General features: G+C 74.0%; 16 protein-coding genes. 8 read left to right on the plus strand and 8 right to left on the minus strand.

Annotated elements, in window-relative coordinates; all coding sequences use genetic code 11:
• The first annotated feature begins 4 nt into the window (after positions 1 to 4).
• The gene (locus tag CELF_RS18290) at positions 5 to 508 is read left to right on the plus strand and encodes a gluconokinase (RefSeq protein WP_013772749.1); all 504 of its coding nucleotides are present in this window, start codon (positions 5 to 7) and stop codon (positions 506 to 508) included.
• Positions 509 to 665: 157 nt separating this feature from the next.
• On the opposite strand, the gene CELF_RS21275 is transcribed toward CELF_RS18290, so the two are convergent.
• On the minus strand, positions 666 to 1,007 hold the full coding sequence (locus CELF_RS21275) for a hypothetical protein (RefSeq protein WP_013772750.1): 342 nt from the start codon (positions 1,005 to 1,007) through the stop codon (positions 666 to 668).
• A 316-nt stretch (positions 1,008 to 1,323) separates the two neighbouring features.
• Between CELF_RS21275 and CELF_RS18300 the strand changes: the two genes are divergently transcribed.
• A complete protein-coding gene (locus CELF_RS18300) occupies positions 1,324 to 2,712 on the plus strand; it encodes an APC family permease (protein ID WP_013772751.1) in 1,389 nt (462 codons plus the stop codon).
• Between the two features lie 144 nt (positions 2,713 to 2,856).
• Here CELF_RS18300 and CELF_RS18305 read toward each other — a convergent pair whose 3' ends face one another.
• The gene (locus CELF_RS18305) at positions 2,857 to 3,342 is read right to left on the minus strand and encodes a nucleoside deaminase (RefSeq protein WP_013772752.1); all 486 of its coding nucleotides are present in this window, start codon (positions 3,340 to 3,342) and stop codon (positions 2,857 to 2,859) included.
• Between the two features lie 122 nt (positions 3,343 to 3,464).
• Complete coding sequence (locus CELF_RS18310; RefSeq protein WP_013772753.1) at positions 3,465 to 3,911, minus strand: SRPBCC family protein; 447 nt, start codon at positions 3,909 to 3,911, stop codon at positions 3,465 to 3,467.
• A 189-nt stretch (positions 3,912 to 4,100) separates the two neighbouring features.
• On the opposite strand from CELF_RS18310, the gene CELF_RS18315 reads away from it, so the two are divergent.
• The 4 genes from CELF_RS18315 (at position 4,101) to CELF_RS18330 (ending at position 12,327) form a co-directional block, all read left to right on the plus strand.
• A complete protein-coding gene (locus CELF_RS18315) occupies positions 4,101 to 5,438 on the plus strand; it encodes a glycoside hydrolase family 27 protein (RefSeq protein WP_013772754.1) in 1,338 nt (445 codons plus the stop codon).
• A 177-nt stretch (positions 5,439 to 5,615) separates the two neighbouring features.
• On the plus strand, positions 5,616 to 7,367 hold the full coding sequence (locus CELF_RS18320; protein WP_013772755.1) for a glycoside hydrolase family 35 protein: 1,752 nt from the start codon (positions 5,616 to 5,618) through the stop codon (positions 7,365 to 7,367).
• A 2-nt stretch (positions 7,368 to 7,369) separates the two neighbouring features.
• The gene (locus CELF_RS20250; protein ID WP_232014271.1) at positions 7,370 to 8,341 is read left to right on the plus strand and encodes a glycoside hydrolase family 43 protein; all 972 of its coding nucleotides are present in this window, start codon (positions 7,370 to 7,372) and stop codon (positions 8,339 to 8,341) included.
• Positions 8,342 to 8,352: 11 nt separating this feature from the next.
• Positions 8,353 to 12,327, plus strand: coding sequence for a glycoside hydrolase family 2 TIM barrel-domain containing protein (locus CELF_RS18330; protein WP_126297901.1), 3,975 nt, complete (start codon positions 8,353 to 8,355; stop codon positions 12,325 to 12,327).
• A 298-nt stretch (positions 12,328 to 12,625) separates the two neighbouring features.
• Here the strand turns inward: CELF_RS18330 and CELF_RS18335 are convergent, their stop codons facing one another.
• Genes CELF_RS18335 through CELF_RS18355 form a run of 5 tightly spaced genes read right to left on the minus strand, consistent with a single transcriptional unit; the run spans position 12,626 to position 19,722 of the window.
• A complete protein-coding gene (locus tag CELF_RS18335) occupies positions 12,626 to 13,867 on the minus strand; it encodes an ROK family transcriptional regulator (protein WP_013772757.1) in 1,242 nt (413 codons plus the stop codon).
• A 2-nt stretch (positions 13,868 to 13,869) separates the two neighbouring features.
• Positions 13,870 to 16,509: a beta-galactosidase gene (locus tag CELF_RS18340; RefSeq protein ID WP_041554788.1), complete on the minus strand. Its 2,640-nt coding sequence runs from the start codon at positions 16,507 to 16,509 to the stop codon at positions 13,870 to 13,872.
• Between the two features lie 2 nt (positions 16,510 to 16,511).
• Positions 16,512 to 17,453, minus strand: coding sequence for a carbohydrate ABC transporter permease (locus CELF_RS18345; protein ID WP_013772759.1), 942 nt, complete (start codon positions 17,451 to 17,453; stop codon positions 16,512 to 16,514).
• A complete protein-coding gene (locus tag CELF_RS18350; RefSeq protein WP_013772760.1) occupies positions 17,453 to 18,427 on the minus strand; it encodes a carbohydrate ABC transporter permease in 975 nt (324 codons plus the stop codon). The genes CELF_RS18345 and CELF_RS18350 overlap by 1 nt, the downstream gene beginning before the upstream one ends.
• Positions 18,427 to 19,722: an ABC transporter substrate-binding protein gene (locus CELF_RS18355; protein ID WP_013772761.1), complete on the minus strand. Its 1,296-nt coding sequence runs from the start codon at positions 19,720 to 19,722 to the stop codon at positions 18,427 to 18,429. The genes CELF_RS18350 and CELF_RS18355 overlap by 1 nt, the downstream gene beginning before the upstream one ends.
• A gap of 304 nt (positions 19,723 to 20,026) precedes the next feature.
• On the opposite strand from CELF_RS18355, the gene CELF_RS18360 reads away from it, so the two are divergent.
• Positions 20,027 to 21,793: an ABC transporter ATP-binding protein gene (locus CELF_RS18360; protein ID WP_013772762.1), complete on the plus strand. Its 1,767-nt coding sequence runs from the start codon at positions 20,027 to 20,029 to the stop codon at positions 21,791 to 21,793.
• 100 nt (positions 21,794 to 21,893) lie between these two features.
• Complete coding sequence (locus tag CELF_RS18365) at positions 21,894 to 24,038, plus strand: glycoside hydrolase (RefSeq protein ID WP_126297905.1); 2,145 nt, start codon at positions 21,894 to 21,896, stop codon at positions 24,036 to 24,038.
• Positions 24,039 to 24,150: the final 112 nt, after the last annotated feature.

Consider the following 24,150-nt stretch of genomic DNA (forward strand, 5'->3'; position numbering starts at 1 on the left):
AGCGGTGGGAGTGCAGCACGTCGTCGTGATGGGCGTGTCCGGGACGGGGAAGACGACCATCGGGCGGCTCGTCGCCGAGCGGCTCGGGGCCGCGTTCGTCGAGGGCGACGACCTGCACCCGCCCGCGAACGTCGAGAAGATGCGCTCCGGCGTCCCGCTGACGGACGACGACCGCGGGCCGTGGCTCCGCCTGGTCGCCGCGGCCATGACCGAGCACGCGCAGGCGGGACGGCCGACCGTCGTCGCGTGCTCGGCGCTGCGGCGCGCCTACCGCGACGTGCTCCGGTCGGCGGAGGGCCGGGTCCGGTTCGTGCACCTCGCCGTCCCCCGGCCCGAGCTCGACCGCCGGCTCGCGGGCCGCCGCGGGCACTTCATGCCCGCCACGCTGCTGGAGTCCCAGCTCGCGACCCTCGAACCGCTGGGCGACGACGAGGACGGCCTCGACGTGCCGGTCACGTCCGTGCCCGCCGACACAGCGGAGGCCGTGCTGCAGGCTCTCGGCGCCTGACCGGCGACGACCTGTCGCGCCGCCGCCCACGGGCACGGATCGCGGAGCGTGCGGCCCGGGGACGGCGACGCGCCCCCGCCGAGCACCCGGAGGTGTCTGCGAGGGCGCGTCGGGTCGGTCCTCCGCCGGCTCCCCAGCCCACGGGCGGAGGCCCCCGTCAGGGACGCAGGCGCGCGTCCTCCGCGTCGATGATCGGCTCGCCGGCCAGGACGTCCGGCGCGGGGTCGTCCGCCTCGGGCCGGCTGCCCGACTTCCACGGGGCGCTGCCCGCGACCGCCGACCGGGCCGCCTCGACCGCCTTGTCCTTGAGCGCGACGCCCTGCTGCTTCGCGAACGCCGTCGCCTGGCTCTCCACGTCCTGGACGTAGCCCTGGACGCGCGGGTCCTGCCACACGTCGTTGGCCCAGCCCTTGATCTTCTCGAACTGACCGCGGCCGGCGCGGGTGCCCAGCAGGTACCCGACTCCGGCTCCGACGACGAACGCCATCTTGCCCTTCATGCGCAGTCCTCCCGAGGTCCGTGCGGCGCGGCGAGGGGGCCGCACCGTCGTTGGGGGTCGAGGTCCGAGCCTAGGCAGGGGCGGGGCGCGGCGCGCGTCGAGGCGGGCGCGAGGACGGGGGCGCGCGGACCGGTGGGCGTCGAGGCGGGCGCGAGGACGGGGCGCGCGGACCGGTGCGCGTCGAGCGGTACGTCGGGTGGGCGGCCGGCGGGGACCACGTGCCGGCGACGTGGGAGGCCGATCCGGGCGGCCGGCGGCGTCCGGCGCGCGGAGCGAGCACCGCCGGACGACACTGGCCGCAGACCAGGGGGGTGCGATGGAGGTCGGGACCGCGGAACGACCGACCGCGCTGCGGCGGACCATCGGCCGCCGGGTGCTCGTCCTGTTCGTCGTGGGCGACATCCTCGGCGCCGGGATCTACGCGCTCACGGGCAAGGTCGCCGCCGAGGTCGGCGGCATGGTGTGGCTGCCGTTCGTGTGCGCGTTCGTGCTGGCCACGCTCACGGCGACGGCCTACGCCGAGCTCGTCGGCCGCTTCCCGAAGGCCGCCGGCGCCGCCCTGTACGCGCAGCGCGCCTTCGGCCGGCCGTTCCTCACGTTCGTCGTGGCGTTCGCCGTCATGATGTCCGGCGTCACGAGCGCGAGCGCCGCCGCCCGCGCGTTCGGCGGGGACTACCTCGCGGAGCTCGTCACCGTGCCGACGCTCGTCGCCGCGTGGGGGTTCCTGCTCGCCGTCACGGCCGTCAACCTGCTCGGCATCTCCGAGTCCGTGCGCGTCAACGTCGTGCTGACGGTCGTCGAGGCGACCGGGCTGCTCGTCATCCTCGCGATCGGCGGGTGGGCGCTGCTGACCGGCGACGGCGACCCGTCCCGGGCGTTCGTGCTCGACACCGACGGGCCCGCCTGGATGGCGGTCCTCGGCGCGACAGCCCTCGCGTTCTACGCGCTGCTCGGGTTCGAGGACTCCGTGAACCTCGCCGAGGAGTGCCGTGCGCCGCGTCGCGACTTCCCGCGCGCGCTGTTCGGCGGGCTCGCGGTCGCCGGGCTGATCTACGTCGGGGTGGCGTTCACGTCGTCGATGCTCGTCGAGACCGACGTGCTCGCCGGGTCCACCGGTCCGCTGCTCGAGGTCGTCAAGGTCGCGGGGCTGACCGTGCCGCCCGCGCTGTTCGCCGTCGTGGCGCTGCTCGCGGTGTCCAACACCGCGCTCATCAACATGCTCATGGCGTCGCGCCTCGTCTACGGCATGGCGCAGGAGCGGATCGTGCCGCGCGTGCTCGGCCAGGTCGGGCGGCGGCAGACGCCGCACGTCGCGATCGCGTTCACCGTGGCGGTCGCGCTGACGCTCGTCTCGACCGGCGACCTCGCGGGCCTGGCGGACACCACCGTCCTGCTCCTGCTGCTCGTCTTCGCCACCGTCAACGTCTCGGTCCTCGTGCTGCGGCGACGCCCCGCGGACGCGGACGACGACGGGGGCACCGCCGACGCCGACGACGCCCGCGCGCGGGGCTACCGGGCGCCGACGTGGGCACCCGTGGCCGGTGCCGTCGTCTCGCTCGTGCTCGCGTCGCCGCTCACCAGCCGGGACCCCGCCGTGTACCTGCGGGCGGGTGTGCTCCTCGCCGTCGGCGTCGTGCTCTACGTCGTCAACCGGTGGGCGCTGTCCCGCGCGGGCGGGCCCGTGGGTGACGCGTCCGGCGCCTGACCGGCCGCTCGCCCGCGTCGCCGCTCGCCGGCGGTGGCGGGTCGGCGGGTCGGCGGCGGCGGGTCAGCGGTGCCGGGTCGGCGGCGGCGGGTCAGCGGTGCCGGGTCGGCGGCGGCGGATCGGCGGCGGGTCGGCGGTGGCGTGTCAGCGGTGGCGGTCCGCGTGCTCGCGGTGCAGCGCGCACACCTCGTCGACGAGCGCCTCGACCGGACCCTCGACGACCGCACCGGGGACGACGCCCTTGATCGGCAGGCTCGCGACCGGGCCGGGCGCGAGGCCCCACCCGCGGCGCCACGCGGCGAGCTGCCCGCTCGACGCGACGTAGACGATCCGGCCGAGCCCGGCCCACCCGTGCGCGGCCGCACACATGGGGCAGTGCTCGCCGGACGTGTAGACGGTGCACCCGGCGCGCTCCTCGACGGGCAGGTGCGCGGCGGCCCACCGGGCGATCTCGAGCTCGGGATGGCGGGTCCCGTCGCCGTCCTTCACGCGGTTGCGGTCGGCGAGCAGGACGGTTCCCCCGGCGTCGACGAGGACCGACCCGAACGGCTCGTCGCCGTCGTCGAGCGCCTCCCGCGCGAGCTCCAGGCACCGGCGCAGGTGGGCGAGGTCGACGTCCGAGACGGCCATGGGGCGACCCTAGCCGCGGCGCTCGCGACCGGCTCGGGCTGGGTCCGGCGAGCGGGGCCCGGACGCGGCGACGCCGGCCCCTGCGGAGGGACCGGCGTCGCGCGTGCGCGGGGCGGGTGGCGTCAGAGGTCGCCGCGCCACGCCCCCGTCTCGGTGCCGCGCGTCTCGATGAACTCGCGGAAGCGCTCGAGGTCGGCCTTCACCTGGCGGTCGTCCATGCCGACGGCGGCGCCGACCTTCTCGACGACGCCCTCGGGCTGCCAGTCGATCCGGGCGGTCACGCGCGTGCGGTTCTCGGCCAGCTTGTCGAACGTGACGACGCCCGCGTGGGTCGTTCCGTCGACGCTGCGCCACGAGACGCGGTCGTCGGGGTGCTGGTCGACGATCTCGGCGTCGAACTCGCGGTGCACGCCGCCGACGGACGTCGTCCAGTGCGTGTGCCGGTCGTCGGTCTGGGTGATGCGCTCGACGCCTCCCATGAACCGGGGGAAGTCCTCGAACTGCGTCCACTGGTCGTAGACGGTGCGGATCGGGACGTCGACCTCGACGGTCTGCTCGATGGTGGCCATGCCGTTGTCCTCCTTCGTCAGGCGGGTTCCGGTCGTTCCACGCTAGGAACCGCTCCGCGTCCTCGCACGGCGGCCGGGCACGACCACACGTCTGGGTGACCGTGGATGTGAGCGTTAACATCGATGGAACCGCCGGTCGCGCCGCCGCACGCGCGCGCACCGGACCGTCCCCGAGCGCACGGAGACCACATGGCGACGACGCCCTCCCCCCGACCGCCCATGGGCTGGAACAGCTGGGACTGCTACGGCACGACCGTGACCGAGGCGGAGGTGATGGCGAACGCCGAGTTCATGGCCGAGCACCTGCTGCCGTACGGGTGGGACACGGTCGTCGTGGACATCGACTGGTCGGACCCGACGGCCCGGTCGCACGGCTACAACGCGGGCGCGCCGCTCGCGATGGACGCGCACGGCCGCCTCGTCCCGGACCCGGGCCGCTTCCCGAGCGCCACGGGCGGCGCGGGCTTCGGACCGCTCGCCGACCGGGTGCACGCGCTCGGGCTGCGGTTCGGCATCCACACGATGCGGGGCATCCCGCGCGGCGCGGTCGAGCAGGACCTGCCCGTGCTCGGCGCGGCCGGCGTCACGGCGTCGGCGGTGGCGGACGCGACGAACGTCTGCGAGTGGAACCCCGACATGCTCGGCCTGGACCACCGGCACCCCGGCGCGCAGGCGTACTACGACTCGACGCTCGCGCTGTACGCGGACTGGGGCGTGGACTTCGTCAAGGCCGACGACATGCTGTGGCCCTACCAGGCGGCGGACATCGAGGCGTACGCGCGCGCGATCGAGCGCTCCGGCCGGCCGATCGAGCTCAGCCTGTCGCCCGGCCGTGACCTGTCGCTGACGCGCCTGGACCACCTGCGGCAGCACGCGACCATGTGGCGCGTCTGCGACGACCTGTGGGACCGCTGGGAGGACGTCGAGGCCAACTTCGCGCGGTTCGCGCGGTGGGCGCCGTTCGCCTCCGCGCAGGGCTGGCCGGACGGCGACATGCTGCCGCTCGGGCGCGTCGGGATCCGGGCCGAGCGCGGAGAGCCGCGGCACGACGGCCTGACGCCCGACGAGCGGGTCTCGCTGATGACGCTGTGGGTGGTCGCGCGCTCGCCGCTCATGATCGGCGGGGACCTGCCGACGTCCGACCCGGCGACGGTCGCGCTGTTCCAGAACGCCGACGTCCTGGCGGTGCACGCCGCCTCGTCCGGGAACCGGGAGGTGTTCCGCGAGGACGGGCTCGTGCTGTGGGCGGCCGAGGGGCCGGACGGCGTGCGGTACGTCGCGGCCTTCAACCTGCGCGAGGAGCCGCGGTCGGTCGCGCTCGACGCGGGGAACGTCGGGCTGCCGGTGGGTGCCGACGACGACGTGGCCGGCGAGGTCGTCGAGCTGTGGACCGGCGCGCGGGTCCGGACGTCGGCCGTCACGGTGCAGAGCGACGACGCGCGCGGGGTCGCGCCGGGCAGTGCGGCGCTGCACGTCACGCTCGCGCCGCACGGGGCCGCGCTGCTGCGCTGCACGCCCGTCCGCTGAGGTCGGCCGCCCGCGGCGACCGTTGCCCGCCCTGACGGCGGCGGTCGCCACGGGTGAGTTGACGGCAATTCGTTCGACCCTCAGACTAAGGGTTGGAAAGTCTGTGCCGCGCTCGTCCTCCAGCACGTCCGGCCCAGCGACGACGCCGTGTCGACGGAGACAGGGAAGGGGCGGGCCATGAGCCGGTTCGAGATCGGTGAGCAGGACTTCCTGCACGACGGGACGCCCGTGCGCATCCTGTCCGGGGCGCTGCACTACTTCCGCCACCACCCCGACCAGTGGCGCGACCGGCTGACGCGCGCCCGCGAGCTCGGCCTCAACACCATCGAGACCTACATCCCGTGGAACGCGCACTCCCCCGCCCGCGGCGAGTTCCGCACCGACGGGATCCTCGACCTCGGCCGGTTCCTCGACGAGGTCGCCGCGCAGGGCATGTGGGCGATCGTCCGGCCCGGGCCCTACATCTGCGCCGAGTGGACCGGGGGCGGCCTGCCCGGGTGGCTGTTCACCGCCGGCGCCGCCGTCCGCCGCCACGAGCCCACCTACCTCGCCGCGATCCAGGACTACTACGAGGCCGTCGCCGGGATCGTCGCACCCCGGCAGGTCGACCGTGGCGGCCCCGTCGTGCTCGTCCAGGTCGAGAACGAGTACGGCGCCTACGGCGACGACAAGGACTACCTGCGCGCGCTCGTCAAGCTGCTGCGCGAGTCCGGCATCACCACGCCGCTCACGACGATCGACCAGCCCGAGCCGTGGATGCTCGAGAACGGCAGCCTCCCCGAGCTGCACAAGACCGGCTCGTTCGGGTCGCGCGCCGCCGAGCGCCTCGCGACGCTGCGCGAGCACCAGCCCACCGGCCCGCTCATGTGCGCGGAGTTCTGGGACGGCTGGTTCGACTCGTGGGGCCTGCACCACCACACGACCGACGCCGCGGCGTCCGCGCACGAGCTCGACACGCTGCTCGCAGCGGGCGCGTCCGTGAACCTCTACATGGTGTGCGGCGGGACCAACTTCGGCTTCACCAACGGCGCCAACGACAAGGGCACCTACGTGCCGATCGTCACGAGCTACGACTACGACGCGCCGCTCGACGAGGCCGGGCGCCCCACCGCGAAGTACTGGGCGTTCCGCGAGGTCCTGTCGCGCTACACCGACGTCCCCGCGGTCACCGCGCCGCCGCGCACCGACGCCCCGGCGTTCACCGCGCCGCTCACGACCGTCGCGCCGCTGTGGGACGTCCTCGACCTGCTCGGACCCGAGCACCCGCACGACCACCTGCCCACCGTCGACGAGCTCGGCCGGTTCGACGGCTTCGCGCTGTACCGCGCGCTCGACGACGTCGCCCCCGGGGTCCTCGACGTCGCCGAGGTCCGCGACCGCGCCCAGGTGTTCGTCGACCGCGCACCCGTCGCCGTCCTGAGCCGCGACCTGGGCGAGCACCGGGCCGTCCTGCCGCACGGCGGGGCGCTCGAGGTGCTCGTCGAGGACCAGGGGCGGGTCAACTACGGGCCGCGCATCGGCGAGCCCAAGGGCCTGATCGGACCGGCACGCGTCGGCGCCGAGGCCGTGACCCGCTGGGGCGTCCGGCCGCTCGCGCTCGACGACGTCACCGCGCTCACCGCCCACGTGCGCGACGCCGCACCCGTCGACGGCGTCGTCGCAGGCCCGGCCTTCGCGCACGCGACGTTCGACACCCCCGACCCGGACGCCGACCACTTCCTCGACACCGCCGGCTGGGGCAAGGGCGTCGTCTGGGTCAACGGCTTCTGCCTCGGCCGGTTCTGGTCCCGCGCGCCGCAGCGCACGCTCTACGTGCCCGCGCCCGTGCTGCGCGCCCAGGGGAACGACATCCTGGTGCTCGTGCTCGACACCGCCGCGCCCACCGTCACGTTCGTCGAGGACCTCGCGCTCGGGCACACGGAGGAGTGAGCGTGGTCGACGGCTACCTGTTCGCGTACTTCGCGGGCGAGAGCACGCCCGACGGCGAGCAGGTGCGGTTCGCCGTCAGCCGCGGCGCCGACCCGCTGCGCTACGACGTGCTCCACGACGGGCGGCCCGTGCTCGTCTCGACCGTCGGCGAGCGCGGCGTGCGCGACCCGTTCCTCGTCCGTGCCCCCGCGGGCGGCCGGTACTGGGTGATCGCGACCGACCTGCGCATCCACGGCAGCGGCGACTGGGCCGCGGCCGTGCGCACCGGCAGCCGGTCGCTCGTCGTCTGGGAGTCGCCCGACCTGCTCACCTGGTCGACGCCCCGGCTCGTCGAGGTGTCGCCGCCCACCGCCGGGTGCACGTGGGCGCCCGAGGCCGTGTGGGACGACGAGCACGACGAGTTCCTCGTCTTCTGGGCGTCCACGCTCTACGCGGCCGACGACCCCGAGCACCTCGGCGAGACGCACCACCGGATGCTCTGCGCGACGACGCGGGACTTCGTGACCGTGCAGCCCGCACGCGTCTGGAGCGACCCCGGCCACTCCGTCATCGACTCGACGCTCCTCCGGCACGACGGCTGGTGGTACCGGTTCACCAAGGACGAGCGCGACCCGTCGTCCGCGTCCCGCACCGCGAAGTTCCTCACCGCCGAGCGCTCGCGCGACCTGCGCTCCACCGCGTACGAGCCCGTCACCGACGGCATCGGCCGCACCACCGACCTCGGCCCCGGCGTCGCGCACGGCGAGGGTCCCGTCGTCGTGCCGTCCCCCACCGGGGACCGCTGGTACCTGCTCGTCGACGAGTTCGGCGGCCGCGGGTACGTGCCCTTCACGTCGGCCACCCTCGACGCGCCCGTCTGGGCCCCCGTCGCCGAGCACCACCTGCCGCCCGGCGCCCGCCACGGGTCCGTCCTGCCCCTGACCGCCGCCGAGCACGACGCGCTGCGCCGCACGCTCGGACCCCCGTCCGCCTGAGAGGCCCCGCCATGCCCACCCCTGCGCTGCCCGGCCACTACGCCGACCCGAACCTCGTCCGGTTCGGCGACACGTACTACCTCTACGCGACGACCGACGGGTACGACGGCTGGTCGGGCACGTCGTTCGAGGCCTGGTCCTCGCCCGACCTGGTCACGTGGACGAACCACGGCACGGTTCTCGACGTGCGGGACCTCGCGTGGGCCGACGGGCACGCCTGGGCCCCCGCGGCCGTCGAGAGCGACGGCCGCTACTACTTCTACTTCACCGCCTCGCAGAGCATCGGCGTCGCCGTCGCCGACTCCCCGACCGGCCCGTTCGTCGACGCGCTCGGGCACCCGCTCGTCGACAGGGCCGACTACGGCGGCGAGCAGCAGATCGACCCGTCCGTGTTCGTCGACGACGACGGACAGGCGTACCTGTACTGGGGCAACATGACGCCGCGCGTCGTGCCGCTCGACGACGACCTGCTCGGCTACGACCCGGCCGACGTGCGGGTCCTCGAGGGCCTCGACGGCTTCCGCGAGGCGCCGTGGGTCGTCCGGCTCGGCGACGGCTACCACCTGAGCTGGTCCGTCGACGACACCCGCAGCCCCGACTACCGCGTCGCGCACGCCACGGGCCCCACCCCCTACGGCCCGTGGACCGCCCGGGGCCTGCTGCTGCAGAAGGACCCCGCGCTCGGCGTCGTCGGCACCGGGCACCACTCGATCCTGCGCGCGCACACCGGCGACTGGTACGTCGCCTACCACCGGCACGCGATCCCCGGCGGCGACGGGACCCACCGCGAGGTCGTCGTCGACCGGCTGCAGGTCGACGGCTCGACGTTCCGGCCCGTCGTCCCGACCCTCGGCGGCGTCCCGCCGCTGCCTCCCGTCCGCCCCACGCACGAGTCCCTCGTGCCACCGACCGGGGTGCGGCCGGCGCGGTTCCGGCCGCCGGCCGGTGCGTCGACCGCGGGCGTCGCGTCGCTCGACGGGCCCTGGCGGTTCCGGCTCGTCGAGACCGCGACGACCGGCATCTCTCCCGCCGACCCCGGCGACGGCTGGGACGAGCTCGACGTCCCCGGCCACTGGCAGCTCGCCGGCGCTCCCGACGCGTGGCCCTACGGGCGCCCCGCGTACACCAACGTGCTCTACCCGATCCCCGTCGACCCGCCGCGCGTCCCGCGCGACAACCCCACGGGCGAGTACCGGCGCACCTTCACCGTGCCCGCCGACTGGCGGTCCGAGGGCCGGGTCGTGCTGCGGTTCGAGGGCGTCGACTCCTGGTTCGAGGTCGCCGTCAACGGGCGCGTGCTCGCCCAGTCGTCGGGCTCCCGGGTGCCCACCGAGGTCGACGCGACCGACGCCCTCGTCGACGGCGACAACCTCCTCGCGGTCCGCGTCACCCAGTGGTCGGCGCACACCTACCTCGAGGACCAGGACCAGTGGTGGCTGTCCGGCATCTACCGCGGGGTGAGTCTGGAGCACCGGCCGGCCGGCGGCGTCGAGCACGTCACGCTGCACGCCGCCTACGACCACGTCACCGGTGAGGGGGTGCTGCGCGTGTCCGTCGAGGGCGCCGCCGGAGCCCTGGTGCGCGTGCCCGAGCTGGGAGTCGAGGTGGCCGCCGGCGACGAGGTGCAGGTGCCCGGCGTCGAGCCGTGGAGCGCCGAGCACCCCCGGCTCTACGACGTCGTCGTCTCGGCCGCGGCGGAGACCGTCACGCTGCGCGCAGGCTTCCGGACCGTCGCGATCGTCGACGGCGTCTTCACCGTCAACGGGCGTCCCGTGACGCTCTACGGCGTCAACCGGCACGAGTTCGAGCCCACCCGCGGCCGCGCCGTGACGCCCGAGACGATGCTCGCCGACGTGCTGCTCATGAAGCGGCACCACGTCAACGCCGTCCGCACCAGCCACTACCCGCCGCACCCGCACTTCCTCGACCTGTGCGACGAGCACGGCCTCTACGTCATGGACGAGAACGACCTCGAGACCCACGGGTTCGACGCCTTCGACTGGCGCGGCAACCCCACCGACGACCCCGCCTGGGAGCCGCTGCTCGTCGACCGCGTGACCCGCATGGTCCGCCGCGACGCGCACCACCCCAGCGTCGTCATCTGGTCGCTCGGCAACGAGGCCCGCCGGGGCTGCAACGTCGGCGCCATGGCCCGCGCCGTCCGCGCGCTCGACGGCACCCGCCCCGTGCACTACGAGGGCGACTGGTCCAGCGAGCACGTCGACATGTACTCCCGCATGTACCCCAGCAGCGAGGAGGTCGACCTCGTCGGCCGCGGCGAGGAGCCCGCCTGGGCCGACACCGCGCTCGACGCCCGCCGCCGCACCCTGCCGTTCGTCCTGTGCGAGTACGCGCACGCCATGGGCAACGGGCCCGGCGGGCTCACCGACTACGTCGACCTGTTCGACGCCCACCCCCGCGTCATGGGTGGCTTCGTGTGGGAGTGGATCGACCACGGCATCGCCACGCGCACCGCCGACGGCACGCCGTTCTTCGGCTACGGCGGCGACTTCGGCGAGGAGCTGCACGACGGCACGTTCATCGCCGACGGCCTCCTGCTGCCCGACCGCACCCCGTCGCCGGGTCTGCTCGAGCTCGCCGCCGTCTACGCGCCCGTCGGGGTCCGGACCGTCGACGACCGGCCCGGGACGCTCGTCGTCCGCAACCGGTACGCGTTCCGGAGCACCGCGCACGCGCGGCTCGTGTGGACCGTCGTCGCCGACGGTGAGGTCGCCGCGAAGGGCGAGATCGACACCGTCCTCGACCCCGGGGAGTCGACCGAGGTCGTCGCGGCCGACGTCGTCGGCGACACGCTCGACCACCTCGACCCCGCCGTCACGGTCTGGTTCGTCCTGCGGGCCCTCCCGCGCGACGCGTCCGCCGACCTCGCAGGCGGGAACCTCGGCGCGGGCCAGCTCCTCCTGCGCCGCGGCACCCTCCCCCCGGTCCCCGACCCGCGCGCCGACGCGTCGACGGGTCCCGCGGCGTCGCCGAACGGCGCCTCGTCGGGAGGCGAGTCGTCAGCCGGCACGGCGTCGTCGACCTGGGCGCCGTCCACCGCGGGCCCGGGCGCGGCGGGGTCGGCGGCAGGCGGCTCGTCGGCCGGCGCAGCGGCGTCGACCTGGGACCCGTCCACCGCGGGCGTGCACCGGGTCGGGCCCGTCGAGCTCGACGCCGACGGGCGCGTGACGCGGATCGGCGGCACGGCCGTGCGGCTCGCACGCGCCGACGCGTGGCGCGCACCCACCGACAACGACCTGCGCCGCTCCTGGTACGACGCGATCGGGGACGGCGAGGCGTGGGAGCGGGCCGGGCTGACCCGCCTGCACGAACGCCTCGACACCGTCGCGTGGCACGACGGCACGCTCGTCGTGACGGCCCGCACCGCGGGCGCCGCCACCGACTGCGCGCTCGCCGTCCGGTACGAGTGGCGCGAGGTCGACGCCTCGACCGCCGACCTCGTCGTCCACCTGCGGCCCGAGGGCCGCTGGCCGGGGTCGGTGGCCCGGCTCGGCTGGCTGCTCGCGCTCGAGCAGGACTCGGCCGGCGCCGTCGGCGTGGACTGGGTCGGGCTCGGGCCGGACGAGTCGTACGCCGACTCGTCGCGCGCCGCGCTCGCAGGCCGGTGGCAGCACACCGTCGACGCGCTCCAGACCCGCTACACGCACCCGCAGGAGAACGGCGCCCGCCGAGGCGTCACGCGCGCGACCCTCGACCTCGCCGCGGGTCCGCTGACCCTGACCGCGGGCGACACGCGCCTCGGCGGCCGTGAGGTCACCGGGTTCGAGCTCACCGCCCGACCGTGGTCCGACGCGGCTCTGGCCGCAGCCGCCCACCCGCACGAGCTCGCCCCGGACGGCCTCCTGTGGCTGCACGTCGACGCCGCCCAGCACGGCCTCGGCTCGGCGGCGTGCGGCCCGGGCGTCCTCCCGAACGCCTCCCTCCGCCCGACCCCGACGCGCCTCCACCTCCGCGTCACCACCTGACCCACGAGCCCGCGGCCGCGTCCCCGCACGCTGCCCGCCGCCGCCGACATCGCGAGGTGTCGTCGGAATCGTGAGTCGGAGCTCGCGATCTCGACGGGATCTCGCGATCTCGACGGCCGGGTGGGCTGGGCGCTGCGGGGCGGGCGTCGGCGAGCGGGACACCTCGCCCGGAGGGCGGCACCCGGGCCGCCGCCGGGGCCGTGGGCGTGAGGTCGTCACTCCCCGCTGAGTTCGTCAGGTGCAGCCGACGAACTCGACCCGGACTGACGAACTCGTCGGCGGGGCGGGGGGCCGGTGGCTAGAGGGCCAGGGGGGCCCTCGTGGTCACCAGGCCGACGTCGCCCAGGAAGCGTTCGAAGGCGAGGGTGGCCATCCCGATGGCGGCGGAGTTGCCGCGGACCGTGGAGATGCCGAGGGTCAGGTCCGTGGCGGCGCCGTTCGGGGACTGGGTGCGGATCTCCGACTGGGTGCCGGGCAGCAGGTGCTCGCCCAACGCCCACGCGGTCCAGCCGGTGAGCATGACCACCTCGGGGTTGATGATCGCGACGACGTCCGCGATCGCCGAGCCGAGGTAGCGGGCCGTGCGGTCGAGCGTCTCGACCACGGCCGGGTCGGGGTCCGGGCCGTCGAGGGCGGACGCGAGGGCGCCGATGACGTCGCGCTGCTGCAGGTCGGGGTCGGCCAGCGGGTGGTCGGGCGCGATCTCGCGCAGCGTCTGCTGGATGCCGGGCGCACCGACGTAGGCCTCGACGCAGCCGCGCCGCCCGCACCGGCAGCCCCGGCCGTCGTGGACGAGCAGGGAGTGGCCCCACTCGCCCGCGGAGTTGGTCGCGCCGCGCAGGATCGTGCCCTCGAGGACGATGCCCGCGCCGACGCCCGTGCCGAGGTTGATGGTCACCATGCTGGACGCGCCGCGCCCGGTGCCGAGCCACAGCTCGGCGGTCGCGATGGCCTTGAGCGGGTTCTCGACGACGAGCGGCAGGCCGACGCGGGCCCGCAGCAGGTCGATGAGGTCGTCGGCGCGCCACGACCACTTCGGCACGACGACGGACATCGCGCCGGTGCTGCGCTGGACGAGCCCGGGCAGCGCGACCCCGACGCCGAGCAGGCGGGACCGGTCGAGCCCGGTGGACGCGACGGCCTCGTCGAGAGCGCGGACGATCGCGTCGACCACGTACTCGGCGGACGTCTCGTGCTCGTCGAGGGTCAGGTCCGCGGTGCCGACCTCGGCGAGGGCGGCGTCGAACACGTGCGCGCTCACGTAGGTCTCGGCGACGTCGATGCCCGCGATGAGGCCGCGGCCGCCGTTGATGCGCAGGGTCGTGGTGGGCCGCCCGACGCCGGTCGCGGCGAGCCCGGCCTCGACGACGAGCCCCTCCCCGATGAGCTCGGACACGACGGTCGCGACGGTCGCGAGGCTGAGCCCCGTGCGCCGCGCGAGCTCGTTGCGGGTGGACTCGCCGAGGGACAGCAGGGCGTGCAGGACGTCCAGCCGCGACTCCGAGCGGATGTCGCGCGACGACCTCTTCCGGACTGCCATCCCTACTCCTTGCTGGGCGTCACCAGCACGGCGACCAGTGCGGGGTCGGTGCGGCCGGCGGTGGCGCGCACCTGGAGACGTATGGTCCCACCGTTCCACGCCGCGGGGAGCCAGACCCGCCCGGGATCTCCGCCGGTGAACCGGGGGCGCGCGTCGTCGTCGAGCCACACGCGCCCGAGCAGCTCGTCGTGCGCGTAGACGGCGACCCGCACGTGGGTGCCCTCGAACCGGATCGAGCAGCCGCCCGACGGCACGTCCACGTCGACCCAGCGCTCGTCGCCGGGGTCGAGCGCGAGCGGCAGGTCGACGGGCGCGCCGCCCGCCGACGACCCCGCGAGGGCCAGCAGGTCGTGGTCGGACTGCGCCTCGACGTCCCACCCGCGGACGGGCTCGAGCCGCAGCAGGGTCGTCGGCCCGAACGCGCCCGGTGCGTGCGGCACGGTCACGGTGATCTCGCGGCCCTCGCCGGGCGCGAGGTGGACCCACGGGTCGGTGGCGGTGACGAGCCGCTCGACGCCGTCGACGTGCACGCGCGCGGACCCGGGCAGGCCGTCGACGTGCAGCGCGTACGGCGACGTGCCGTCGACGTCCAGCCGGCGCCGGTAGGTGATCGGCTGGCCCACGCGCGTGCTGCTCCACCCGCCGAGGGTCCGCAGGGGCGCGGGCTCGCCGGCCCACTGCGAGCCGCCGTCGACGGTCCACAGCGCGTGCACGTCCTCGCGGCCGGTGACCGAGAAGACCTGCCCGATGCCCCGCAGCGACCCCATCCGCATCGCGGGCAGGCGCACGTCGTCGAAGTTGGGGTGGCCCCACGTCTCGACGGTCGCGTCGACGCGGGTCGCGCCGTCGACCGGCACGAGCTCGGTCGCGCCGAAGCGGGCCCGCGTCGGCTGCGCCTGCCCGTCGAGGGCGAGGTCGACGAGGTCCGCCGCGCCGACGAGCAGCAGCTCGGTGACGTCGGTGACGTCGGCGGTGTAGTGCGTGCGGCCGCGCAGCACGCCGACCTGCTCGGACGCGGGCGGCAGGTCGTGCCGGACGGTGACGCCGGTGCGCGTCGGGAGGTCGAGCAGCCGGGCGGCCGTGATCCGGGCGGCGGTCGCGGCGGCGTGCGCGACGGCGGCGCGTCCGGACGGTCCGGCGGGGGCGGGGTGCCGCGTCCCGTCGGGGTCGGTCACGTCCTGCGGGTGCTGGACGACGACGTGCCAGGTCGTGGCGCCGTCGCTGACGTCGACCGACGCGGGTGAGCCGGGGACGGGCGCGTCGAGGCGCACCACGACGGGCGTGCCGTCGCCCGAACGCAGCGCGAGCGTGCTCGGCCCGTGCGCGGCGAGCACGAGCCCGTCCGGCCCGGCGCCGACGAGGTCGGCGGTCGCGAGGACGAGCGTGCCGTCGAGACCGAACCCGTCGAGGGGCAGGTCGCGCAGCACGAGCGTGCACGAGTGCGGGCGCAGCGTGACGACGAGGTCGTCGTCGGCCACGTCGGCGAGTGCCCGACGCCCGCCGCCGCCGGCAGCGAGGACGGCCGGACCTGCCACGTCCCCCAGGTTCGGGACCCCCAGCAGCGTCCCACCCCCGTCGAGCGCGAGCACCGACGGCGACGCGCTCGTGGGGACGTCGGTGCGGTAGGCGTCGTCGGCGGCGTGCGGGACGGCGCGCGCGAGGCGGGCGCCGAGCGTGCGGGTCACGGCGGCGAGCACGCGGGCCTCGACCATCTCGGGACGCGGCTCGCCGACGGGCGACAGGTAGCCGCCGAAGTCGTAGTCGTGCGTCATGAACCCACCGGGGTCGCCCCAGTTGCCGGTCGACGGGGTCCAGCCGAAGTCGTACCCGGACGCCTGCAGGTAGGGCGCGAGGACGCGCGCGCCGCTGACGAGCAGCCGGCGCAGGGTGACGTGCGCGCGGTTGGTCTCGGTGACGAGCAGGGGCAGCCCGCGCCCGGCGAGCAGCTCGGCGTAGCGGCGGACCTCGGGCTCGACGAAGGCCGAGGCGTCGGAGGGGTAGAAGTTGAACGCGGGCACGACGCCCTCGACGTCACCGGTCGCCCCGGCGGCGTCGCCCTGCCCGGCGCACGCGATCAGCGGCACCTCGATGCCGTGCGCGAGCGCCATGTCCCGCAGCGCGCCCACGTAGGCGGTGCGGTCGGCGGTGTCGAAGAAGTCGAGCTCGTTCTCGAGCTGGACGGCGACGACGCTGCCGCCGTGCCCGTGCTGCCGGGCGGCGAGCAGGGGCAGCACCTGGTCGAACCAGCCGCGCACGGCGTCGAGGTACTGCGGCTCGGCCTGCCGGATCCGCAGGCCGGGGGTCAGCGGCAGCCACGCGGGCAGCGCGCCGCCGTCCCACTCGGAGCAGATGTACGGCCCCGGCCGGGCGATGACGGACAGCCCGGCCTCGTGCGCGAGGTCGAGGAACGCCCCCGCGTCACGCCGCCCCGCGAAGTCCCACTCGCCCGGGGCGAGCTCGTGGAAGTTCCACGGCAGGTACACGTCGATGACCGTGTACCCGGACGCGCGGACCTGGGCGAGGCGGTCCGCCCAGGTCTCGCGCGGCAGGCGGAAGTAGAACAGCGACGCGCACAGCAGCACCTGCTCCTGGCCGTCGAGCACGAGCCCGGACGTGGTGAGCCCGGGTCGCGTGTCGAGCACCGTCACTTCACACCCGCGCTTCCGGCCGACACGTTCATCTCGTACAGGTACTTCTGGCCGAGGTAGTAGATCGCGATCATCGGCAGCGTCAGCATGATCGAGCCGACCATCACGAGGTTCCACGGCGGGAGCTGCATCGCGTTGCTCGTGGAGGTCATGTACTGCAGGCCGAGGGCCAGCGGCATCATGTCCTCCTGGTTGAGGTAGATGAGCGGCCCCATGAAGTCGCCCCACGCGGCGGTGAGCGTGAAGATCGCGATGGCCGTGAGGATCGGCCACATCATCGGCAGGATGATCCGGCGGTAGATGCCGAAGTAGCCGAGCCCGTCGACCTGCGCGGCCTCGTCCATCTCGCTCGGGATGCGCGAGACGAACTGCCGCACGAGGAACACGTTGAACGCGTTGGAGAAGAAGTTCGGGATGATGAGCGGCAGGAACGTGTTGACCCAGCCGAGCTCCTTGAACAGCAGGAACTGGGGGATCATCGTGATCTGCGCGGGGATCATCATCGTGGCGAGCACGACCATGAACATGACGTTCTTGCCGGGCGCCCGCAGCCGCGCGAACGCGTAGCCGACGAGCGACGACGACAGCACCTGGCCGACGGCCGACAGCGTCGCGATGATGACCGAGTTGAGGATGAACGTGCCGACCGGCAGGCCGGTGGCCGTGAACACGTCCGAGAAGTTCGACCACTCGAACTCCGTCGGGATGATCGTGAACATGTTCGTGGCGCTCGTCTGGTCGCTCGCGAGGGCGATCGAGAACATGAGGATGAACGGCACGAAGAAGATCGCGGAGACGACCAGCAGCACCGCGTAGGTGGCCGGCGACGCCTTGAACGCCTTGAGGGTGCGGGCCGACGTGAGGTCGCCGTGCTTGCTCTCGCCGGGCTCGTCGTGCGGGGGCGCCGCGATGGGCGGCACCTGGGTGGCGGCAGCCATCACCGCACCTCCGTCTCGTAGAAGACCCACTTCTTGGACGTCCGGAACGCGATGATCGTGAAGACGATGATCACGAGGAACAGCAGCCAGGCGATCGCCGAGGCGTAGCCGAAGTGGTAGAAGCTGAAGGCCTCACGGAAGAGCAGCGGCACCATCATCATGCTCGCGTTGTCGGGTCCTCCGGAGGTGAGGATGTAGACCTGCCCGAAGATCTGGAACGCCCCGATCAGCCCCATGATGAGGTTGAAGAAGATGATGGGCGTGATCTGCGGGAACGTGATGGACCAGAACTGCCGGATCGGCCCCGCGCCGTCGATCTCCGCGGCCTCGTAGAACTCCTTGGGGATGCCGTTCATGGCGGACAGCAGGAGCACGGTCGCGCCGCCGGCGCCCCACGCGGACAGCACGACCAGGGCGGGCTTGACCCACGTCGGGTCGAGCAGCCAGTCCGGGCCCTGCACGCCGACGACGCCCAGCAGGTCGTTGAGCGGACCGGACGGCGCGAGGACCATCTTGAACACCATCGCGGTGGCCACGAGCGGCACGAGCGTGGGCAGGTAGATGAACGTGCGGAACAGCTTGCGGCCGCGGACCTTCTTGTTGAGCAGGTTCGCGAGCCAGACGCCGATGACGAGCCCGAGCGGGACCGACACGAGCGCGTAGAAGAACGTGTTGCCGAGCGCCTTCCAGAAGATCGGGTCGTCCGTCAGCGCCCGCGTGTAGTTGTCGAACCCGACGAACTGCGGGGGCGTGAACGAGTCCCACTCGGTCAGCGAGATGTAGACCGACGCGATCATCGGGCCCAGGAGGAACCCGACGAAGCCGATCAGCCACGGCGAGATGAAGAGCCAGAAATAGCGTGCCTCGACCTTGCGCCGTCGCGTGAGCTTCTGGCGAGGCGCGCTGCGCCCCCCGGGGCGGCGCGGGCTGGTCGCCCGCGCCGCTCCGAAGGCCTCGCCGAGGGTCGCGGTCATCAGCTCGCCGGCTTGATGATCGACTCGAGCTGCTTCTGGATCGTGTCCAGCTGCGTCTTGGCGTCGCCGCCCTCGTTCCAGAACGTGCCGAGGTTGTCGTCGAACGCGGCCTGCATCTCGTTCCACTCGGGGATGAGCGGCGAGCGGAAGACGAAGGACGACGACTCGCCGAACGCGCCCATGTTCACCTCGCGGGTGGCCCACTCGGGCTTGAGGAACGCCTCGGACTGCTGCACCTCGAGGTTGGCGGGCACGTCCTGCGCGTTCTTGATGATGACGGCCTGCGCCTCGGCGTCGGTGAGGAAGTCGATCGCCTGGAACGCCTGCTCGGCGTGCTCGCTGTCACGCGAGATCGCCAGGCCGGAGCCGAACGCGGAGACGGCCTGCTCCTCGCCCTGCCACATCGGCGCGATGTCCCAGTTGAAGTCCACGTCGAGCAGCGAGTTGATCGCCCAGAAGCCGGTCGTGTTCATCGCGACCTTCTCCGCGGCGAACGCCGGGTCGCCGCCCATGTCGGGGCCCATGTCCGCGTACTCGGCGGCCGTGGGGACGACGTGCAGCTTGTGCGTGAGGTCGTTGGCCCACTGCAGCGCCTCGACGACCTCGGGCGAGTTGGCCTGCGGCTGGCCCTCGTCGTCGATGATCTGGCCGCCGTTCTGGTACGCGAACGACCACCACTGCGCCCACCAGCCGGCGCCCGAGTAGCCCCACTGCTGGCCGGGGACGGTCAGCTTCTCCATGGCGGCCTGCGCGTCCTGCCAGGTCCAGTCGGCGTTCGGGTACTCGACGCCCGCGGCGTCGAACATGTCCTTGTTGTAGTAGACGATCATCGCGCCGGAGCGGTCGGGGATCGCGTAGACGCTGTCCTCGTACGAGTAGAGCGTGCCGACGGGGCCGAACCGCTCCTCGAGGTCGAGGCCGGCGTCGGCGGCGAGGTCGTCGAGCGGGATGATCTGGTTCTTCGACGAGTAGACGTTGACGCCCTCGGCGACCTGCATGATGTCGGGGCCGTCGCCGCCGGCGATCATCGTCTGGACCTTCTGCTCGTACTGCTCACCGGGGATGAGCTGGAGCTCGATCTTGACGTCGTCCTGCGAGGCCTCGAAGAGGTCGATGCGCTCCTGGTACGACTTCTTGTCGACGTCGCCGCCCCAGACCGTCATCTTGAGCGTCGTGCTGCCGTCGGCCGCGGTGTCGTCGCCACCGCCCGAGCCGCACGCGGCCAGGGTGACGATGCCCAGCGCCGCGATCGCGGCCGTTCCGGCCCGGAGGCTCTTCGACCTCTTCGTGCTCATGCTGTCCGCCTCTCTGCGGTCAGGGACGGCGCCGCCGCGTCGTCGTCCCACGGCACCGTCGAGAAACTGTCGGGGTTAACCTAACCCTTAGACGAATGGATGGAAAGCCTGCCTGGTCACGGTTGGATCACGACTCCCCCGGCCGGACCGGATCGCCGAGACAGATCGTTGCACCCTTCGTCTAATGGCTAGAGTTATGAGTGCTCGACGTCGAGCGCACCGCCCGGAGGCCTTCGACGCAGCCCGCAGCAGGGACGACACGTCCCGACGGACCCGCGCCCGCACCGGCCGAGAGGCACCCCCGATGACCGTCGCCTGCCGAGGCTCAGCCGTCCACGTCGACGGTCACCACCCCCTGCGGTCCGTGCTGCGGCTCCTGCGCGCGCACCGCGCCCGCGTCGTCGGCGCCGTCCTCGTCTTCCCCGTCAAGGACTCCCCGCAGTGGCTCATGCCGGTCGTCACCGCCCACGTCATCGACATCGTCGTCGACGGCGGACCCCTGCGGGACCTCGGCGTCTGGGCCGCCGTCGCGTTCGTCGCGCTGCTCCAGAACTACTGGACGCACGTGCTCTACACGAAGCTGTTCATGGGGGCCGTCCGGCAGATCGGCGCCGACCTCCGCAACGCGCTCACCGCGCGGCTGCAGAGCCTGTCCATCGGCTTCCACTCCCGCACCTCGTCCTCGATCGTGCAGACCAAGGTCGTCCGCGACGTCGAGAACATCGAGCTCGCGCTCCAGCAGGTCACCCACCCCGTCCTCGCGCAGACCACCGTCGTCACCGGCGCGATCGTCATGACCGCGCTGTCCGTGCCGCAGTTCCTGCCCGTCTACGCGCTCACCATCCCCCTCGCGGTCGTCCTGCGCTGGGGGCTCGCGCGGCGGTCCCGGCAGCGCAACGAGGACTTCCGCCGCAACGTCGAGCACTTCGCGTCGCGCGTCGGCGAGATGGCCACGCTGCTGCCCATCACGCGTGCCCACGGCCTCGAGGCCACCGCGCAGGCCCGGATCGCCGAGGGCGCCGAGGGCGTGCGGACCTCCGGGTACGAGCTCGACGTGCTCAACGGCCGGTTCCAGTCCCTGTCCTGGGTCGTCCTGCAGCTGCTCTCCGTGAGCTGCCTCGTCATCGGCGCGTGGGCGGCCGTGACCGGGCGCGTCGGCATCACGCCCGGCGAGGTCGTCCAGCTCTCCGCCTACTTCGGCCTCATCACCGGGGGCGTCACGCAGGTGCTCATGGTGCTGCCCGTCGGGCAGAAGGGCCTGGAGTCCGTGCGGTCCGTCGCCGAGGTGCTCACCGAGCCCGACCTCGAGGAGAACGCCGGCAAGGCCGTCGTCGCGTCCGTCGGCGGCGCGCTGCGGTTCGAGCACGTCGGGTTCCGCTACCCCGACGCCCCCGAGCCCGCGCTGCTCGACGTCGACCTCGACGTCCGCCCCGGCGAGACCGTCGCGTTCGTCGGCCCGTCCGGCTCTGGCAAGTCGACCATGCTCAACCTCGCGCTCGGGTTCCTGCGCCCCACCGACGGGCGGCTGCTGCTCGACGGCGTCGACGCCGCCACGCTCGACCTGCGCACCTACCGCCGGCACGTGTCCGTCGTCCCGCAGGAGTCCGTCCTGTTCGAGGGGTCGATCCGCGAGAACGTCACCTACGGCCTGCACGACGTGCCCGACGAGCGCGTCCGCCAGGCGCTCGTCGACGCGAACGCGGCCGAGATCGTCGACGACCTGCCCGACGGGTGGCACACCGTCGTCGGCGAGCGCGGCGCACGGCTGTCCGGCGGGCAGCGGCAGCGCATCGCGATCGCCCGCGCACTCGTGCGCGACCCGCGCGTCCTGCTGCTCGACGAGGCCACCTCCGCGCTCGACTCCGAGTCCGAGGCGCTGGTCCGGGACGCGCTCGCGCGGCTCATGCGCGGCCGGACGACGCTCGTCGTCGCGCACCGGCTGTCCACGATCCGCGGCGCCGACCGCATCGTCGTGCTCGACCACGGGCGCGTCGTCGAGGTCGGCGACCACGACGCGCTCGTCGCGGCGGGCGGGCGGTACGCGCGGCTGGAGCACGCGCAGCGCACCTGAGACCACGCGTGACGCCGCACCTGACGTCCGACCTGAGCAGCACCGGCAGCAGCACCCGCAGCACCACCCGCAGCAGACCCCGAGGAAAGGCAGTGTGGCCGTGACCAGCACCTCGAAGCGGCGCAGGCGCGCCGTGATCGCCGCCGCGACCGTGGCGGGCGTCGCCGCCGCCGGGGGCGCCGTGACCGCGCTCGCCGTCGGCACCCCCGACGACGTCCCCGGCGACCCGCTCACCATCCGCCCCAACCCGGCGTACCGGTCGAGCGAGCCGTTCCAGGGCTGGGGCACGAGCCTCGTCTGGTTCGCGCACGCCACCGGCGGCTACCCCGACGCCCTGCGCGAGGAGCTGTACCAGAAGGTGTTCGGCGAGGACGGGCTCAACCTCACGGTCGTGCGCTACAACGTCGGCGGCGGCAACGCGACCGACGTCGACTCGGCGGCGTACATGCGCCCCGGCGGCGACGTGCCCGGCTGGTGGGCGCCCACCCCGTCCGCGACCCTCGCCCAGGCCGACGCGTTCCGCACCGCGTGGGACCCGGAGGACGACGCGTCGTACGACCTCGACGCCGACCCCGGCCAGCGGTGGTGGGTCGAGCGGCTCGCGCAGGACGCGCGCGTCACGCACTGGGAGGCGTTCAGCAACTCGCCGCCCTGGTTCATGACCGAGTCGGGGTACGTGACGGGCGGCCTGTCCCCCACCACGGACCAGCTGCGCGCCGACAGCGTCGAGGACTTCGTGGCGTACATGGTGCGCGTCGTCGAGCACCTGGAGAGCACCTACGGGATCTCCTTCGCGACGATCGACCCGATGAACGAGCCCAACACCGACTACTGGGCGACGCGGTTCCGCGAGGACGGCAGCCTGGAGCCCCGCCGGCAGGAGGGCGCGCACCTGTCGCCCGCGCTGCAGGCCCGGCTCGTCGAGGCGCTCGCCGCCCGGCTCGACGGCGCCGCGACGGACGCGGTCGTGTCCGGCCCGGACGAGACGAACCCGCGCCTGTTCGTGCAGGACTGGGAGGGCTGGACGCCCGCCGCGCGCGACGCCGTCGGCCAGCTCAACGTGCACACGTACGGCACCGAGGACCGGGTGCAGGTCCGTGACATCGCGAAGGCCAGCGGCAAGCCGCTGTGGATGAGCGAGGTCGAGGGCGACTTCAGCCTCGAGGGCGGGTTCGACGTCGACGACATGGCGAACGGCCTCGGGATGGCGACGCGGATCGTCGACGACCTGCGCGAGCTCGAGCCGCGCGCGTGGGTCTTCTGGCAGCCCGTCGAGGACCGCTGGCACATGGAGCTCGAGGCCGACGGCAACTGGGGCAGCGTCTACGTCGACCTCGACTGCGGCGCCGACGGCACGTCCGCGCGACGCGTCGCCGCGGGGCACGCGGACCCGACGTGCCGCATCCTGACGAACACGAAGTACGACACCGTCCGGAACTTCACGCACCACATCGAGCCCGGCGACGTCCAGGTCGCCGTCGACGACCCGTCGACCACCGCGTTCGTGCACGACGGCGGCGCGACGCTCGTGCACGTCAACACGTCCCGCTCGGACCGGGCCGTGACGCTCGACCTGCGGGGCTTCGGGTCCTGGGCCGGCGCGACCGTCACGCCCGTCGTCACGACCGCCCCGCGGCCCGTCCCGCAGCCCGACGACCCGCCGCACGCGCTGGTCGAGGGCGAGCCCGTGGCCGTCGGGCGCGACGGCACCGTGACGCTGCCCGTGCCCGCCAAGTCCGTCACGACGTTCCTGGTCGAGGGTGTCGCGGGCGTGGCCGAGGACGGCGCACCCGCCGACGGCACACCGTTCCGCGTGCTGAGCGCCGACGGCGGCCTCGCGCTGACGGCGGGTCCCGTGGTGGCCGGGGACGGCGGGCCGGCGGTCGTGACCACCGTCGAGTCCACCGCGGACGCCGCGCCCGGGCAGAGGTGGACGCTGCGCACGCTGTCCGGCGCCGGGACCAACCGGCGTGTCGTGACGCTCACGGACGGCGACGGCACGCTCCTCGCGGCGACCGACGAGGGAGGCACCGCGCGCGTGCGCCCCGACGCGGCCGGCCCCGGGCGCGCGCAGCAGTGGGTGCTGAGTACGACCGACGGCCGCACGTGGTCGCTGCTGTCGGTCGCGACGGGCCGCCAGCTCGACGTGAGCCGCCGCAGCGCCGACCCCGGCACGCGCGTCGGCCTCGCGCCGTCGACGACCGACCCGCAGCAGGCCTGGACGTTCGACCCGGCCGGGTCCTGACGTCCCGCCCGGCCGGTTGCCCGACGGCGCCGGCCGGGCGTGCACCGGCGGGGACGTCGCCGGTCCGGGCGCGACTGGGCCGAGCGGGTGCACCTCGCGCGACCCGCACCGC

Source organism: Cellulomonas fimi ATCC 484 (genome assembly GCF_000212695.1).
GTDB classification, from domain to species: domain Bacteria; phylum Actinomycetota; class Actinomycetes; order Actinomycetales; family Cellulomonadaceae; genus Cellulomonas; species Cellulomonas fimi.